Source organism: Rhodococcus sp. ARC_M12 (assembly GCF_022810385.1).
GTDB classification, from domain to species: domain Bacteria; phylum Actinomycetota; class Actinomycetes; order Mycobacteriales; family Mycobacteriaceae; genus Rhodococcoides; species Rhodococcoides navarretei.
Genome location: NZ_JALGQI010000022.1, coordinates 1 through 15,849 on the forward strand (window position 1 = coordinate 1; position 15,849 = coordinate 15,849).

18 protein-coding genes are annotated in these 15,849 nt (G+C 64.4%); 13 read left to right on the forward strand and 5 right to left on the reverse strand.

The annotated features are described in order from the left end of the window. From MTX35_RS23250 to MTX35_RS25820, 8 genes are all read left to right on the forward strand, one after another. A partial coding sequence (locus MTX35_RS23250) for a biotin/lipoyl-containing protein (protein ID WP_243597271.1) occupies positions 1 to 137 on the forward strand: 137 nt, incomplete at its 5' end. 12 nt (positions 138 to 149) lie between these two features. Continuing rightward, positions 150 to 614: a MarR family transcriptional regulator gene (locus MTX35_RS23255; protein ID WP_243597190.1), complete on the forward strand. Its 465-nt coding sequence runs from the start codon at positions 150 to 152 to the stop codon at positions 612 to 614. Positions 615 to 867: 253 nt separating this feature from the next. Then, positions 868 to 2,934 (forward strand): MMPL family transporter, encoded by a 2,067-nt coding sequence (locus MTX35_RS23260; RefSeq protein WP_243597191.1) that lies wholly within the window; start codon positions 868 to 870, stop codon positions 2,932 to 2,934. 24 nt (positions 2,935 to 2,958) lie between these two features. After that, a complete protein-coding gene (locus tag MTX35_RS23265) occupies positions 2,959 to 3,378 on the forward strand; it encodes a DUF302 domain-containing protein (RefSeq protein ID WP_243597192.1) in 420 nt (139 codons plus the stop codon). A gap of 52 nt (positions 3,379 to 3,430) precedes the next feature. Beyond that, entirely contained in the window at positions 3,431 to 3,700 is a 270-nt protein-coding gene (locus MTX35_RS23270) for a metal-sensitive transcriptional regulator (RefSeq protein WP_243597193.1), read from the forward strand. Positions 3,701 to 3,857: 157 nt separating this feature from the next. After that, the gene (locus MTX35_RS23275) at positions 3,858 to 4,337 is read left to right on the forward strand and encodes a Fur family transcriptional regulator (RefSeq protein WP_243597194.1); all 480 of its coding nucleotides are present in this window, start codon (positions 3,858 to 3,860) and stop codon (positions 4,335 to 4,337) included. Between the two features lie 75 nt (positions 4,338 to 4,412). After that, positions 4,413 to 6,608 carry a catalase/peroxidase HPI gene (katG, locus tag MTX35_RS23280; protein ID WP_279392820.1) on the forward strand — a complete coding sequence of 732 codons (2,196 nt, stop codon included), beginning with the start codon at positions 4,413 to 4,415 and terminating at the stop codon, positions 6,606 to 6,608. A 146-nt stretch (positions 6,609 to 6,754) separates the two neighbouring features. After that, complete coding sequence (locus MTX35_RS25820; protein WP_279392721.1) at positions 6,755 to 6,889, forward strand: hypothetical protein; 135 nt, start codon at positions 6,755 to 6,757, stop codon at positions 6,887 to 6,889. Positions 6,890 to 6,893: 4 nt separating this feature from the next. Here the strand turns inward: MTX35_RS25820 and MTX35_RS23285 are convergent, their stop codons facing one another. Continuing rightward, positions 6,894 to 7,892: a fumarylacetoacetate hydrolase family protein gene (locus tag MTX35_RS23285; RefSeq protein WP_243597195.1), complete on the reverse strand. Its 999-nt coding sequence runs from the start codon at positions 7,890 to 7,892 to the stop codon at positions 6,894 to 6,896. Between the two features lie 112 nt (positions 7,893 to 8,004). Between MTX35_RS23285 and glsA the strand changes: the two genes are divergently transcribed. After that, positions 8,005 to 9,252 (forward strand): glutaminase A, encoded by a 1,248-nt coding sequence (gene glsA / locus MTX35_RS23290; protein ID WP_243597196.1) that lies wholly within the window; start codon positions 8,005 to 8,007, stop codon positions 9,250 to 9,252. Here the strand turns inward: glsA and MTX35_RS23295 are convergent. Then, complete coding sequence (locus MTX35_RS23295; protein WP_243597197.1) at positions 9,208 to 10,407, reverse strand: NAD(P)/FAD-dependent oxidoreductase; 1,200 nt, start codon at positions 10,405 to 10,407, stop codon at positions 9,208 to 9,210. The two genes, glsA and MTX35_RS23295, sit on opposite strands and share 45 nt — an antisense overlap. Next, positions 10,404 to 10,790, reverse strand: a complete 387-nt coding sequence (locus tag MTX35_RS23300) for a hypothetical protein (RefSeq protein ID WP_243597198.1) — start codon at positions 10,788 to 10,790, stop codon at positions 10,404 to 10,406. The genes MTX35_RS23295 and MTX35_RS23300 overlap by 4 nt, the downstream gene beginning before the upstream one ends. A 200-nt stretch (positions 10,791 to 10,990) precedes the next feature. Here MTX35_RS23300 and MTX35_RS23305 point away from each other — a divergent pair, with 200 nt between their 5' ends. Together MTX35_RS23305 and MTX35_RS23310 are read left to right on the forward strand one after the other, a co-directional pair. Further along, positions 10,991 to 11,677: a HemK2/MTQ2 family protein methyltransferase gene (locus tag MTX35_RS23305; protein ID WP_243597199.1), complete on the forward strand. Its 687-nt coding sequence runs from the start codon at positions 10,991 to 10,993 to the stop codon at positions 11,675 to 11,677. 61 nt (positions 11,678 to 11,738) lie between these two features. Continuing rightward, on the forward strand, positions 11,739 to 11,903 hold the full coding sequence (locus MTX35_RS23310; RefSeq protein WP_243597273.1) for a CDGSH iron-sulfur domain-containing protein: 165 nt from the start codon (positions 11,739 to 11,741) through the stop codon (positions 11,901 to 11,903). On the opposite strand, the gene MTX35_RS23315 is transcribed toward MTX35_RS23310, so the two are convergent. Next, on the reverse strand, positions 11,885 to 12,883 hold the full coding sequence (locus MTX35_RS23315; RefSeq protein WP_243597200.1) for an iron-containing redox enzyme family protein: 999 nt from the start codon (positions 12,881 to 12,883) through the stop codon (positions 11,885 to 11,887). The two genes, MTX35_RS23310 and MTX35_RS23315, sit on opposite strands and share 19 nt — an antisense overlap. Positions 12,884 to 13,010: 127 nt before the next feature. On the opposite strand from MTX35_RS23315, the gene MTX35_RS23320 reads away from it, so the two are divergent. Continuing rightward, on the forward strand, positions 13,011 to 14,192 hold the full coding sequence (locus tag MTX35_RS23320) for a zinc-dependent alcohol dehydrogenase (RefSeq protein ID WP_243597201.1): 1,182 nt from the start codon (positions 13,011 to 13,013) through the stop codon (positions 14,190 to 14,192). Positions 14,193 to 14,258: 66 nt separating this feature from the next. On the opposite strand, the gene MTX35_RS23325 is transcribed toward MTX35_RS23320, so the two are convergent. Beyond that, entirely contained in the window at positions 14,259 to 15,212 is a 954-nt protein-coding gene (locus MTX35_RS23325; protein ID WP_243597202.1) for a ferritin-like domain-containing protein, read from the reverse strand. Between the two features lie 213 nt (positions 15,213 to 15,425). Here MTX35_RS23325 and MTX35_RS23330 point away from each other — a divergent pair, with 213 nt between their 5' ends. Then, positions 15,426 to 15,818, forward strand: a complete 393-nt coding sequence (locus tag MTX35_RS23330; RefSeq protein WP_243597203.1) for an OsmC family protein — start codon at positions 15,426 to 15,428, stop codon at positions 15,816 to 15,818. The last annotated feature ends 31 nt before the right edge of the window (positions 15,819 to 15,849 follow it).

The window sequence follows — 15,849 nt, forward strand, 5'->3', positions numbered from 1 at the left end:
GTGACCTCGTCGCCGTCCTGGAAGCGATGAAAATGGAAAACCCCGTCAACGCCCACAAAGCAGGCACCATCACCGGCCTGACCGTCACCGCAGGCGACGCCATCACCCAAGGCACCGTCCTCGCAGAAATCAAGTAGGGGAGTGTTCCGATGACCGCCCTCGCTGAATCGTTCGACGGTGGTACCTCGCCGGTGCATTCCACCGAGCTCGAAATCGTGTCCACGGTGCTGCGCATGGCGTCGGCCGCGCGGGTTCGTCTGGCGGAGGCGCTGGACGCACAGGGGCTGAGCTGGGCGAGGTACGAGGTGCTGGAGCTGGTGTCCAGGCGAGGGCCGATGTCCTACAGTGCGCTGTCGCGGGAGTTGGTGCGGCACCGGACGAGTATCACCGCCACGACGGCCAGTCTCGTCGAGGCGGGACTGCTGGTGCGGAGCGTCAATCCGCGAAATCGACAGCAGTACATGGTCGAAGCGACCGACTCGGGCCATCGCGCGGTGGCGCGGGCCGAGCGTGCGCTCGAGCGCGCTCGGTCGAGGATGGCCGTCGATGCCGATTCTGCTCGGACGCTCGAGGTGCTGCGTGGCATCGAGAAGCAGTGGAACGGTCGGCGCTGATCGGCGGGTGACGACACCGGTGCGTCGGCTCTGAAACAAGTACCCCTGGGGTGATACCCCCAGGGGTACTTGCATACCCCGTTGGGTATGTGCGAAGGTGGGCACGTTCGTTCGTTTCGAGGGTCTCGTCTGCCCCGTTCGATACCCCCACCCGTATAGGAGCACAATGTCGCTGCGTGATGCCGAAGTTCTTCGTCCACCGGATGATCGACCTGTAACCGGGCCGGGCTTGCTCGGTCGCGCGGGTGGCTCGATGGTGACTCACCGACGTTGGGTGTTCGGTGTGTGGCTCATCGTGCTCGTGGGCCTTGGTTCTCTTGCGCCCTCGGTGTTCTCGTCGCTGGCCGGAGCGGGATGGCAGGCGAACGGATCGGAATCGGTACAGGTTCGGGAATTGGCCCAGCAGCACTTCGGCGGTAATTCCTCGGCGGCGGTGCAGGTGGTCGTCCACTCCGACTCGGCACCCATCACCGATCCCGCTGTTCAGGATGTGATTGCCGACGTGTCCGGCGTATTCACCGGCGACACCAGATTCGGCGACGTCGTTGCGCCGCAACCGGGTATGACGATCAGCCCGGACGGCCGAACCGGCATCGTCATCGCGGGGGCGAACGGCACCACCGATGAGATGGTCAAAGCCGTCGACGATGTGAAGGAGCGGTTGACCGCGCTCTCGGCCGACGGAATCGAGGTGTATCCCACCGGTTCGTCGGCCCTGTGGTCGGACTTCAACAAGGCGAACCACGATGCGATGATCCAAGCCGAACTGTTCTCGTGGCCGGTCACATTGGCGATCATGGTGCTGGCGTTCGGGTCACTGGTCGCCGCGGGGTTGCCGCTGCTGCTCACCGTCGCCGGGCTCGTTGCGTCCGCTGGTGGTCTCGTTCTACTCAACGGTGTGACGCCGATCTCGGTGTGGGCCATGAACTTCGCGATGATGTTCGCCCTCGCTCTGGGAATCGACTACGCGCTGTTCATCGTCGCTCGCTTCCGCGACGCGTTGCGCAACGCCGACCCTCGGGCGGCCGTCGCCGAAACCATGGATACGGCGGGTAAAGCCGTTGTGCTGTCCGGTCTGACGGTGCTGGTGAGTCTGTCGGCTGTGCTGCTCGTCCCCGCTCCCGCGGTGCGCACGATGGCTGTCGGGATCATGCTGGCCGTCGCCTTCGTATTGCTGGCGACGATGACACTGTTGCCCGCGGCTTTGGGGGCGCTCGGCCCCAAGGTCAACGCAGCTTCGTTGCCGTATGCCAAGCGTCAGGCGCATCGATCGCCGAAGTTCGCGGCATGGGGCGAGTTGTTGCACAAGCACCCGTGGCCGTTCGCTCTCGTCTCCGTGGGAATACTGATCGCCCTGGCGCTTCCGGTGCTCGGCTTGAAGGTGGCGATGCCGTCGATCGCGGTGGTGCCCGAGGATGCACCGGTGCGCCAGGGTTACGCGCTCGTGCAGGCCCAGTTCGGGCCGGGTGCACCGGGTGCGCTCCAAGTCGTGGTTCCCGACGCGGATGCCGTCGAGACCGCAACCGTCGCTGCGAGGGTCGACGGGATCTCGATGGTGACGCCGCCGCAGAGTGCCGCCGACGATTCGGGATATGCACTGCTGCAGGCAATTCCGTCGGTGGATCCGTCCGACGAAGCGATGGGCTCCATTCTCGCCGATCTGCGATCGACACTGCCCGATTCGGCACTCGTCGGCGGAGCGCCGGCAGAGAACCTGGACCTGCAGCAGGCCTTGAACGACTATCTGCCGATAGTCGTCGGGATCATCCTGGTTCTCGGATTCGTGCTGCTTCTGGTGGCGCTTCAGGCTCCGCTCATCGCGTTGCTCGGCACCGTGGTGAGCCTGCTGTCCACCGCGGCGGCGTTCGGCGTCGCCAAGCTGATCTTCCAGGACGGTCACGGATCCTCGCTGCTGGGTTTCACGCCTCAGGGATTCCTCGACGGTTGGGGCCCGGTGTTCTTCTTCGCGATGATCTTCGCCATCGCCATGGACTACACGGTGTTCCTGCTGGCCACCGCCAAGGAACACTACGAACGCTCGGGTGACTCCAAGGTTGCTCAGGTCGACGGGTTGGCCCACTCGGGGCGCGTCATCTTTGCCGCAGCAGCGGTGATGGTGGCAGTGTTCTTCACGTTCGCACTGTCCGATCCGTTGCCACCCAAGGAGATGGGCATCATCCTCGGTGTCGCTGTACTGCTCGACGCGTTTCTCGTTCGACTCGTGCTGCTTCCTGTCCTCTTGCGGTTGACCGGGCACGGTGCCTGGTGGTCGCCGGCGTGGCTGCGCGCGGTGCTGCCCTCCATCCGCTTTTCTCACTGACACAACAATTTTCGAGGAGACACCATGAACATCGCATTGTCCACCACGCTGAACGACACCGACTTCGACACCGCGATCGACAGCACGAGAAAAGCGTTGTCGGAGCAGGGTTTCGGAGTCCTCACCGAGATCGATATGCAGGCGACTCTGAAAGCGAAGCTCGACGAGGACATGGAGCGCTACGTGATCCTCGGTGCATGCAACCCGGGACTGGCTCACCGTGCGGTGGGCGTCATGAAGCAGATCGGTCTGCTGTTGCCGTGCAACGTGGTGGTTCGCGAGAACACGGCAGTAGCGGGATCCGTCGTCGTCGAGGCCATGAACCCGGCCATCATGGTCGAGGTCACCGGTGAGTCCGGGTTGGACGCGGTTGCTTCCGAGGCCACGACGAAGCTGCAGGCGGCCATCGCGGCACTGGGCGGTACCGGATCCGATCCCGCCTGATGCCCCCGGGGGTACCATCGGGGGCACTATCACCACCATCGAGGGGATCGACATGATCGGCGACGAAGACAGCATCGCACTGGTATTGAATCGACTCAAGCGCGCGCACGGTCAGCTTGCCGGGGTCATCGGGATGATCGAGAACGGTCGCGATTGCAAGGATGTCGTCACCCAGCTCGCCGCCGTCTCGCGCGCACTGGACAAGGCGGGGTTCAAGATCGTGGCCACCGGTCTGCGCGAGTGCATGACGGGGGAAAGTGCGGGCGTGAAGGAGCCGATGACCGAGGCCGAACTCGAGAAACTGTTCCTGGCACTGGCCTGAGGCCGGGTCGAATCCCACGAGGGAGCGACGGGAGGGCGAACAGTGGGAGTCGTGTTTGCCCCGTGACGACGCTGTTGTGCAACGTCGGGGTCGACATCCGATGAGTTCGGCTGCATACTTGACTTTGTCCAGAAAAGCGGAGGATAGTATTGCTGTGATGCCGATCTCACCGTATGCGGAGCAGTTACGCGCCGCCGATATGCGCGTGACCCGTCCCCGGGTCGCGGTGCTCGAGGTCGTCGGATCCAATCCTCATGCGGACACCGACACGATCCTCGGACTCGTACGATCGGTGCTGCCCGAGGTGTCTCGGCAAACCGTGTACGACGTTCTCAATGCGTTGAGCACGGCGCGCCTCGTACGGCGAATCGAACCGGCAGGATCTCCTGCTCGGTACGAATCTCGTGTCGGCGACAACCACCACCACGCTGTGTGTCGCGCCTGTGGCGTGATCGCAGACGTGGATTGCGCGGTGGGTGAGACGCCGTGTCTCACCGCATCGGACTCCGTCGGTTTCACCATCGACGAGGCGGAAGTCATCTACTGGGGCTTCTGCGCACAGTGTTCGGCTGCTCGCGAGCAGCCGGCAGTTCCCGTTCAGTTCCCTCCCCGGTCTCGAGCACACCGAAGTTCGTGACCACCGATCACAGCCCGATCGTCACACCCTGGAAGGAAGCACGTGTCTGAAGATCACGTAACACGCGAAAAAGAGATGAACGAGGATCAGCCGCAGGAGAGCGGTGGCAAGTGTCCGGTCATGCACGACTCGATGCCGACTCCCGTCGAAGGCGGAGGCAACCGTGAGTGGTGGCCCAAGGCTCTGAATCTGAAGATTCTCAAGAAGAACCCGGCTGTCGGCGATCCGATGGGTGCGGATTACGACTACGCTGCCGAGTTCAACTCCCTGGACCTCGCCGAGGTCAAGCGTGACATCGAAGCCCTCATGACGAACTCGCAGCCCTGGTGGCCTGCAGACTTCGGTCACTACGGCCCGTTCTTCATCCGCATGGCGTGGCACGCAGCGGGCACGTACCGCAAGCAGGACGGTCGCGGCGGTGCCGGTGCAGGCATGCAGCGTTTCGCGCCTCTCAACAGCTGGCCCGACAACGCGTCGCTGGACAAGGCGCGCCGCCTGATCTGGCCGGTCAAGCAGAAGTACGGCCGCAAGCTCTCCTGGGCCGACCTGATCGTGCTCACCGGCAATGTCGCCATCGAGTCCATGGGCCTGCCGACCTACGGTTTCGCCGGCGGACGCGTCGACGCCTGGGAGCCGGACGAGGACGTCTACTGGGGCCCAGAGCAGACCTGGCTCGGCGACGAGCGCTACAACGGTGATCGCACGAGCCTCGAGAACCCGCTCGCCGCAGTGCAGATGGGCCTGATCTACGTCAATCCCGAAGGCCCCAACGGCAACCCGGATCCCGTGCAGTCCGCGTTGGACATTCGCGAGACCTTCGGCCGCATGGCCATGAACGACATCGAAACTGCGGCACTGGCCGTCGGCGGACACACCTTCGGCAAGACGCACGGTGCAGCGGATCCCGACGAGCACATCAGTGCCGAGCCCGAGGGCGCACCCATCGAACAGATGGGCCTCGGCTGGAAGAACAGCTACCAGAGCGGTGTCGGTGCGGACGCGATCACCAGTGGCCTCGAGGTCATCTGGACTCCGACGCCGACCCAGTGGGACAACAGCTTCCTCGAGACCCTGTACGGATTCGAGTGGGAGCTCACCAAGAGCCCCGCAGGTGCGCACCAGTGGCGTCCGAAGAACGGCGAGGGTGCGGATCTCGTTCCCGATCCCGCCGATCCCACGAAGCGTCGCCACCCCTCGATGCTGACCTCCGACATCGCGATGCGCGTCGATCCGATCTACGAGCAGATCACCCGTCGCTGGCTCGACCATCCCGAGGAGCTCGCAGAAGAGTTCCAGAAGGCCTGGTTCAAGCTCACGCACCGCGACATGGGACCGGTCTCGCGCTACCTCGGCCCCGAGGTTCCGGCGGAGCCCCTGCTCTGGCAGGACCCGATCCCGGCCGTCGATCACGAGCTGATCGACGACGCTCAGATTGCCGAGCTCAAGCAGACCATCCTCGGTTCCGAACTGACTCAGGACCAGCTGATCTCGGCTGCCTGGGCAGCGGCATCGTCGTTCCGTGTGAGCGACAAGCGCGGCGGAGCCAACGGTGGCCGTCTGCGACTGCAGCCGCAGGCCGGCTGGGAGGTCAACGAGCCCGACGAGATCGCACAGGTCATCCGAGTTCTCGAAGGTGTCCAGCAGTCGTTCTCCGGAACGGTCTCGTTCGCCGACCTCGTCGTTCTCGGTGGCGTTGCAGCCGTGGAGCAGGCAGCCAAGAACGCGGGCGTCGACGTCACGGTGCCGTTCACTCCGGGCCGCATGGATGCCACGCAGGAGAAGACGGACGTCGACTCGTTCTCCGATCTGGAGCCCAAGGTCGATGGTTTCCGCAACTTCCTGGGCAAGGGCCAGAAGTTGCCGGCCGAGTTCAACCTCGTCGATCGCGCAAACCTGTTGTCGCTCAGTGCGCCCGAGATGACCGTGCTCGTCGGCGGTCTGCGTGTGCTCGGCGCGAACTACAAGCAGTCGTCGCACGGCGTTCTGACCGACAAGGTCGGCACGCTCACCAACGACTTCTTCGTCAACCTCCTCGACATGGGCACCGAATGGGTTCCCACCGCGGAGGACGGCATCTACGAGGCCAAGGACGCGGCCACCGGTGAGAAGAAGTGGACCGGAACCCGCAACGATCTGGTCTTCGGCTCGAATTCCGAATTGCGCGCTCTCGCAGAGGTATACGCCTGCGATGACGCCAAGGAGAAGTTCGTCCGCGACTTCGTCGCGGCCTGGGACAAGGTCATGATGCTCGATCGCTTCGAGCTCGCTTAGTCTTCGCTGCTCCACCGAACTCGGAGCTATGGACGAATCCTCGTCCGTAGCTCCGAGTTCGTCGTTATGGGTCCGTTATCTTTCGTTGCCAATTCGTGTCCTCGGTCCCAGGCTCGCTGCAATTTCCGAGCGGCAGGCTACAAGACATGACACACGACGAGGGGGCGGCGGGAGCCGTCGACAACAACATGGACGAATCGCGCAAGGGAGCCTCCGGGTTCGGATCGTTCCTGGAGATGTTCCAGGATGCCTCTACCGACAAATCCGACTTCGAGCGCTGAATCGTCAGCGAGTCCCGATCGTATTGGTGACCGAGCCGATTCCTTCGATGCTCAGTTCGACGCGATCGCCCGGGGCGATCCAGCGGTCGAGTTCGAGGCCGCATCCGCGCGGCAGCGTGCCGGACGTCAACAGCTCACCGGGGTAGACGTTTTCACCGCGACACGCGTACGCGAGTGATTCGCCGATCGAGTACCGCATGCCTGCAGTGCCGGTCGTCGACCACAGCTCGCCGTCGACCGTGACGGTGGCCGTCAACGAGTCCAGCCGTGGCGTGATCTCGTCGGCGGTGACGATATCGGCTCCCATGGAGCTGGCGAAGGTCTTGGTCTTGACCACCGGTCCGAACGGAGTGCGGCGCTGCTCCTCCCATTGAGTGTCGCGAGCACTGATGTCGTCGAACACCACGTACCCGCCGATCGCAGCGGCGGCCTCGCGCGCGGACACGTCGCGAACGGGCCTGGTCACCACGGCTCCGAACTCCAACTCGAAATCCAGCGCCCGGCTGTAGGACGGCCACTCGACGGCGGCTTCGTCGGCGACAACGGTGAGGTGGTTGCCGGTGTAGTAGACCGGGTGGTCGTCGAATCCCGGACCAGGGCGGAGTGCCGGAAACGTCGATCGAGTGACGGTCTCGAATCCGCGGATGAAGGGGACGGCTTTCGGAAGGTTGCGGCGAACCAGGTTGTGCGCGGCCAGGTCCCAGTGCGCCTCCCAACCGAGGAAGCAGCGGAGCGACGCCGGGGCGACGGGAAGCGTCGGTGTCGGTCGGTCGACCACCGCGACACCTTCGGAGACCGCGCGCTGCACCACGGCAGTGGCCGCGTCGCGCACGCGTTCACCGGCGTCGAGGAACCCGAGCACGGTGCGGGTGAGTGGGCGCAGAGCCTCGTCGGCACCCAACGTCGACACCGCGGCGTCGAGATCGACCCACGAATTCGTCTCGGGCGCGTACACGGCGAGACGGTCTGCCGAGTCGGCAGCGATCAGGCGTCGTAATCGCACTGGGTGATCCGATCTTCGCGGGAGGGGCTCCACAACGGTTGAGGAACCAGGAGTGTAAACGGCGGTACGGCTGTGGTGTCAAGACCTGCTCGGCGGGGACTAGCGTGGACCCATGAGATCGCCTGTTCCCGAGTACCTCGCTTCCGTGTTGGAGGACTGTCGACGGTTCGACGGAGGGGCGGTGACCGAGGGCAACCCGGTAGTGGCCTCGGCAGATCCCGATACGTTCGCAGTCTCCCTCGCCACCGTCGCGGGATCGCTGCACGAGGCGGGCGATACCGACACCGAATTCTCGATCCAGTCGATCGCGAAGGCGATCGCGTATGCACTGGCCATCGAGGACAACGGCATCGAGGCGGTGCTCGAGGCCGTCGACGTCGAACCCTCGGGCGACTCGTTCAACGAGATCTCCCTGGAAGCGGAAACCGGAAGACCGCGGAACCCGTTGATCAATGCCGGTGCGCTGGCGGTGCATTCGATGATCAGAGGCAGCGGGAGCGAGGAGCGCGCCGCGCGTATGACTGCTCTGCTGTCCACGATGGCCGACCGCGAACTCTCGATCGACCAATCGGTGTACGAGGCCGAACTCGCATCCGACGACCGGAACACTGCCATTGCACACCTGCTGAAGTCGGTCGGCCACCTCGACGCCGAGCCCGCCGATGTCGTCGACGGCTACGCGCGTCAGTGCGCGGTGAGCGTGACCTGTAGCGACCTGGCGAGGATCGCCGCGGTGATGGCGAACGGCGGCAAGAATCCCGAGACGGGTGTGCAGATACTCGACCCGGAGGTCGATCGCCACGTTCTCGCCGTCATGGCGACCTGCGGAATGTACGACGGCAGCGGCAGCTGGCTTGCGAGCGTGGGCATCCCGGCCAAGAGTGGGGTGGCCGGCGCGATCATCGGCGTGCTGCCGGGCCAGGTGGGTATTGCCGTCCTGTCGCCGAGACTGAACGAGCACGGCAACAGTGTGCGCGGGGTGGCGGTGTTCGAGCGACTCTCGCGCGATCTGGGCCTGCACATGATGCACGTGGCACCCAGCGGTGAATCGGCGATCAGGAGCGTGACCGAGAGCGAGGACACGACCAGCGTGGAACTGCAGGGAGATCTGCGGTTCGCCGGTGCGGAGGCCGTCATATCGCGGTTGCTGGCCGCAGTTACCGAAAATCGTAGTGTGGCAATTGATTTCAAGGAGGTTCGGGCCGTCGACGGTGCGGCTCGACGGCTCCTCACCGAAGCGGTCCACGCACTGGAGGACGACGGCCATCAAGTTTCCGTGGAGGACCCCGACGGATTCATGGATTCACCCGACCGGTCAGAGACGACCGGCGAGAATCATGTTCCAGTAGGACAACGGTAGGCCGTATCGGTCGAACGCCCAGGCCGATCGCCTGGGTTTCAGTGAATCGAGAAACGACGGCAACGATGGCGTCAAGGTCCCGGTGCGGTCGAACTCGGCCGCGATCAACTTGTGTGCGCCGACTGCGATGGGGGCGACGGTGTAGCCGTCGTACTCCGTCGACGGTTGCCCGTTGCGAGCTGCGATCAGATTGTCGACGAGAACCGAAACCTGTTTGCGCAGTGCGCCACCCGAGGAGTCGGTGTCGATGGCTGCACCGTCACCCGCGGCCCAGACATTCGGGTACACCCGATGGCGCAAAGTTCGTCCGTCGATGTCCACCACACCGTGCGGCGCAGAGCCGGTCAGATTCGATTCCTCCAACCACGTCGGACCTCGGAACGGCGGTACCAGGTGCAGCATGTCGTAGTCCAGACGCTCGTCGATGCCGTCCTGGTCCGTGACCGTGATGTGCCTGCTCTCCGGGTGCAGTGCCGTCACCGCGGTACGGTTCAGAATTCGCACGCCGAGCTCGCGGAGCCGCGCGATGACCATGGCGTCGAGTTCCGGCACGCCCAGGAGTCGATGCCGATCCAACACCAGCGTGATGTCGATTCCCGGCATACGCCCGGTACGACTCCAGTGATCCGCGGCGAGAAACAACGGCTTGAGTGTGGTGCCGGTGCACCCGACGGGCGGGCGAGGGACGGTGAACACAGCACTGCTGTGAGCAGGTAGGTCACGCACGAGCTGCCAGGTGCGTTCGGCTCGGTCGAGGTAATTGCTGGCGACACCGGGGAATGCGAGCGCAGCCCACACCCCGGGCAGCGCATCGGTATCGACGACGAGTCCCTGGCCGAGTACGAGATCGCGGTAGCCGTAGTCCGAACCCGACGCACATCGCACCACGCGATTCACCGGGTCGATCGCCACCGCCGAATCCTCCAGCCAGCGGCATCCAGCCGGGATCACCGAACGCTGAGTTCGCTCGGCCTCGGCCAAAGATGCCTGCCCGGAACCCACGTACGAGAGCAGGGGGCGATACGTATGCACCTGCTTGGGTTCGATGACCGCGACGTCGGAGATGCCCTTCTTCAGCAATCGCGCGGCCGCGCTGATGCCTGCGTTGCCGCCGCCGACAACGAGGACGTCGTACGTTCTGCGCGGGGCGCTCACAGAACCGACCGACGCACCACGACTCGGTCGGTCACGAGACCGACTTCGGATTCCAAGGCGGGTGAAAGCACCACGGTCAGCTGTTGATTCCATCGACCCAGGCGAATGGCGGTGGCGTCGAGCACGGAATGAACACCTGCGGCGACACCTGTCACCGAAGACAGGTCGAGAATCAAGGCTCGGCCACGCTCGGCGACCTCACCGAGCGTTTCGGCAAGTACCGGAACGTCCGAATCGCCCACTGCGCCGATCACTCGCACGACGATGTCGGCACCTGCACTTTCGTCCACCGACAGCCTCATCTCGGTAGCGAGGCTCTGCGAGTCGGTCAGCGACGGAACCACTTCCGCGACCGGGGGCGTAATGGACGGTACGACGATCATGGGCAACTCCTGTGGAGCCGAACCCCTGAGCCTGTGGAGCAGGAGTGCGGCAGTCGACGGTGAGGACTGCGGGCTGCTCCTCAACCACGCATTCAGGGCTTACCCCGCTGATCGTGTTCGTAAGCATGTTCCGGGCAACCGGTTTGCGGGACTTCGGGGCGGGAATACGAATCCGACAATCGACACTTGGAGGAACATCCGTGACGACAGCCGAATTCGACTCCGTCCGCTCACTGGCCGGAGTGCACGCTGATCCCGGAGTGTACGAGCCCCAGCAGGATTCACTCCTGCTGTGCGACGTTGCAGCCGAGTCGGGGCTCGTCTGCGGAGCACGCGTACTGGACATGTGTACCGGTAGCGGCGCAGTGGCCATCACCGCGGCACTGCTCGGTGCCCGCGACGTGATGGCCTTCGACATCTCTCCGCGGGCAGTTGCCTGTGCACAGCGCAATGCCCGGTCGGTCGGAGTCGATGTGGATGTGCGTCTCGGGTCGTTCTCGGACGCAGCCGAGGTGGAGCCGTTCGACGTTCTGCTGTGCAATCCTCCATATGTCCCGTCGGAGAACGCGCCCACCGGAATGGGTGTGCATCGCGCGTGGGATGCAGGCGAGGACGGACGAGTGGTGCTCGATCCACTGTGTACGCGAGGCGCGGAACTGCTGGTGCCCGGCGGTGTGATTCTGGTGGTCCACTCGGAGTTCTCGGGTCCGCAGCGGACACGGGAGATGCTCGGTGCTCACGGTTTCGGCGTATCGGACGCGGCATGCCGCACAATCGACTTCGGGCCGGTCATGATGTCTCGCGCCGAATGGCTCGAGGCGAGGGGCTTGCTCGAACCAGGCCGCAGAACCGAAGAATTGGTGGTGTTACGTGGCGACAAGCGATGAGCCGACGGGTGGAGACGCCGCGCCCGCGCGCACTCGCGTGAGACTCGTCCGGGGCGGACCCATGCTGATCGACGGGCCGGTGGAGATCGAACTCGATGACGGCTCCGTCGTCACCTCGGATCGGTTCGTCGTAGCGCTGTGTACGTGTAAGCGCAGCAAGACGTACCCGCTGTGCGATACGAGCCATCGCGCGAAGCGACGGGTGCCTCAGTCCAGCGACGACTGACCGGCGGACCACCGCTGCATCACGTGTTCCGCAAGCTCGTTCTCGACGAAGTCGAGTGCGCGCATACCGAATACGATGTCGGATTCGATGTGTGGTTCCTGACCGATCAGATTTCCCACCACGTCGTGGCGCAGTACCTGCTCGTGTACGGCATCGGCCTCGACATGCTCGGCGTAGAACGCGATGCACGCGGCCGGTGCAGCCAGCCTGCGGAGTCCCTGCACGAACCGCTGCGAACCCGGCGAGGACGTGATCTCCGTGGCGGCGAAATGACCCACGGTGGCACCTCGGCGGCTGCGGTGCAGTCCGAACAACGACATGAGGTTCACCCACGCGAGCGTCTGGGCGGGAACGCGGTCCACGTATCCGAGGTAGGACGCATCGAGGTCGGCGGCCCTCATCGACTCGGCCCACAGATGTTGGTGCACGCGATCGCCCCTGCCACCGCCGTACTCGTCGAATTCCACGGCGACGTACGAGGCTTTGACCTGGCCGGTCAATCGGGGGATCGCCCATGCATGGGGATCTGCTTCCTTGAGGTGGTAGACGGACCGATGAACGAAGTACTCGCGCATCTGCTCCCACGATCCTTCGTCCTGCAGGAACCACGAGGGTCCGGTACCCGACGACGTCTCGATCGACAGGCGATCCATCTCGGCGACGACGTCGTCGCCGGGTTCGACACCCGAACGAACGTAGTCCAGAAACGCGGATTCGAGTCGAGCCCTGAACTGCAACAGAGCCGGATCCCATTCCAAATCGTCGTCGACGCCCTCGAATCCGCGGTAGTGCAGTTCGTAGGTCATGAGCAACGCCAGTTGCAGATCACGCGAGGTCGGATCGGCAGCCGATGCGCTGGGCAGTGCAGTGCCACCTCCGGTCGAGAGGTATCGGACCACGGCGTCCGACAGCGGACCACAGGGCACCGGCAGGCTAGGCGCTACGAGGGTGCGGGCGATGGCGGGGGTCACGACACTCATTGTGCTCGCCTACCCGCTCCCGGTCACGGTCAATCGTGTCGGTCCAATGCGTTTGCATGCATACGAACGAGGTAATCCGCTTCGTGCGACGCCGAGTTTCGGGGTCGAGTAACAGAGAGGAGCCTCCATGCGCGCAGTGACATGGCAGGGCAAGAGGAACGTCAGCGTCGATACGGTTCCCGATCCGCGGATAGAACTGCCGACGGACGCGATCGTGAAGATCACGACCACCAACATTTGCGGATCGGACCTGCACCTGTACGAAACCCTCGGTGCCTTCATGGACCAGGGTGACATTCTGGGCCACGAGCCGATGGGAATTGTCGAGGAAGTGGGTTCGGAGACAGGCGATCTCGCCGTCGGCGACCGCGTGGTCATCCCGTTCCAGATCTCGTGTGGACATTGCTACATGTGCAATTCGAGTCTGTACACCCAGTGCGAGACCACTCAGGTTCGTGAGCAAGGGATGGGCGCAGCTCTGTTCGGCTTCTCCAAGCTGTACGGCCAAGTTCCCGGCGGTCAAGCCGAGTATCTGCGCGTCCCGCAGGCGCAGTTCACCCACATCAAAGTTCCGGAGGGGCCGCCGGATTCGCGCTTCGTCTACCTTTCCGACGTATTGCCCACCGCATGGCAGTCTGTCGAATACGCCGCCATTCCGGACGGGGGATCGGTGACGGTTCTCGGTCTCGGGCCCATCGGAGACATGGCGGCGCGCATCGCACAGCACAAGGGCGCTCGTGTCATAGCAGTCGACCTCGTTCCCGAGCGCTTGGCGCGGGCCGCGGCCCGGGGAATCGAAACGGTGAACCTGGCCGAGCACAGCGGGGGCGTCGGCGACGTCATCCGCGAGATGACCGACGGCAGAGGCACGGACTCGGTGATCGATGCGGTGGGCATGGAGGCACACGGGTCTCCGGTCGGTAAACTGGCGCAGCAGATAGTCGGAATGCTCCCGGATGCCGTGGCAGCGCCGATGATGCAGAAGGCCGGTGTCGACCGACTGGGCGCGCTCTACTCGGCAATCGATATCGTTCGACGCGGCGGAACCATCTCGATCATCGGCGTGTACGGCGGCATGGCCGACCCGCTCCCGCTGATGACCATGTTCGACAAGCAGATTCAGCTTCGCATGGGTCAGGCGAACATCAAGAAGTGGGTCGACGACATCATGCCGCTACTCGGCGACGAGGATCCTCTGGGCGTCGATTCGTTTGCCACGCACGAGCTTTCCCTCGAAGAGGCTCCGCACGCATACGACATCTTCCAGAAGAAGCAGGACGGTGCCATCAAGGTGTTGCTGAAACCCTGACGCACTGCTTCGAATACAGCGATGCGGCCCGGAAGTTCACGGGCCGCATCGGTATTCGCAGAAGGGTCAGTCGATCGAGATGACATCCTTGGCGATGGCTGCCACGCGCGTCTGTCCTGCGGACACGACTCCGTGGCGGTTCTTGTGCGCCTCTTCGTACGTCACGACGGTGCGAACGTCGGTCGGGTTCGTGAGGTCCTTGATGGCGGCAACAGCGTCCGAGACATTGAGGTCGTCGTAGTCTGCGATCGGAAGCTCGTCGGCATCGAGGATTCCGCCGGCCGACCGCGCGGTGTGGATCGCGTCGGCGACGGTGTCGACTCCCTCGCTACGGGTGACGTCCTCGGCTGCTTCGAGTGCGGCGTCGCGGCTTGCCGTCAGAGTCTTGACGGCCACGCCACCGGCGTGAGCGCCACGGCCCAGGAGCGCTCCGAAGCGGTCCGGGGTGGAGCGAGCCGCGTCCAGCGCGCGATCGAGTCCACGTGCCGACCACGTCGCCGGTGCGTTGACGATCTTCACGGCAGTGCCTGCGGCCGCTTGGAACGGAGTGCGTCGCAGTGCTGCGGGTCCGCCGAGCGCGTCTTCCGCGAGCACCGTCTCCAGCCATTCCACCGTTGCGCTGTGCGCTGTGGCCAGCCGGGTCGCCAGTGCGACGACGGTGGGCTCGTTCGCTGCCGTGGCCAGTGCCTTGATGTACTTGGCGCGGCCCAGCAGTTGCTGCTCGAGTGCGAGATCGCCCAACAGTGCCTCGTCGAACGGCTGTGCCTGCTCTGCGACCGTCTTGACGGCAGCGAGCGTGCGCCCCAGGAACGGCGCGACGAGTTCGGGCAGTCCGCCGAGACCGCGAAGGGCCTCCTCGATGGCTGCCGCGCGCTCACGTCCGTTCGCGGCGTTCTGTGTCAACTCCCTGCGTACCGCCTCGGTGCGCGCCTGAACGACGCGAGTTTCCGCGATCTGGATCTCGGTGTTCGTCAGCTGCAGTGCAACGCGCAACTGCGCGATCAACGTGGATGTGCTCATGGTGCTCCCCTTTCGGTCGGGTGGTCGATTGTTTCTGGCCGATGCCTGTGGGTCACAGCGTGATGCCCGGCCCTGTTCGTGTCATTACCCGTGAGTAGGTTCGGTCAAACGGGTGCTGTCGATGTGTGAGCATCGACACGTGGGGCTCCGCGGCAGTCCGAGAGTCCAGTGATCGACGGTTTCGATCGACCGATCACTGGACATTCGGCAGGCATGAACACCGAGCTCTACACCGCGACCGTCTCCGCCACCGCGACCGGCGTCACCTCCGACGACGGCGTCCTGTCACTGGGCGTGCGTGAGCCCGAACAACTGGGTGGGCCCGGAGAGAGCACCAACCCCGAACAGCTGATGGCAGCCGCACTGTCGAGCTGCCTCGTCGAATCCCTTCGTATCGCGCTCGGAACGGTCGGCGGCAGCGTCGACGAACTGGCGGTCAAGGGGACTGTCGTTCTCACCGACTCCGAGGCATCCGGATACGACGCGACGTTCGCGCTCTCGGTCTCCCTGCCCGGTACGGACGACCCCGAAGCGGTACTGGCTCAGGCGACATCGATCTGCCCGTTCCTCAAGGCCATCGACGGGGTCGACGTCACCCTTGCCTGACGCCGCGTCGGGATCCTGTGGCACATTTCCG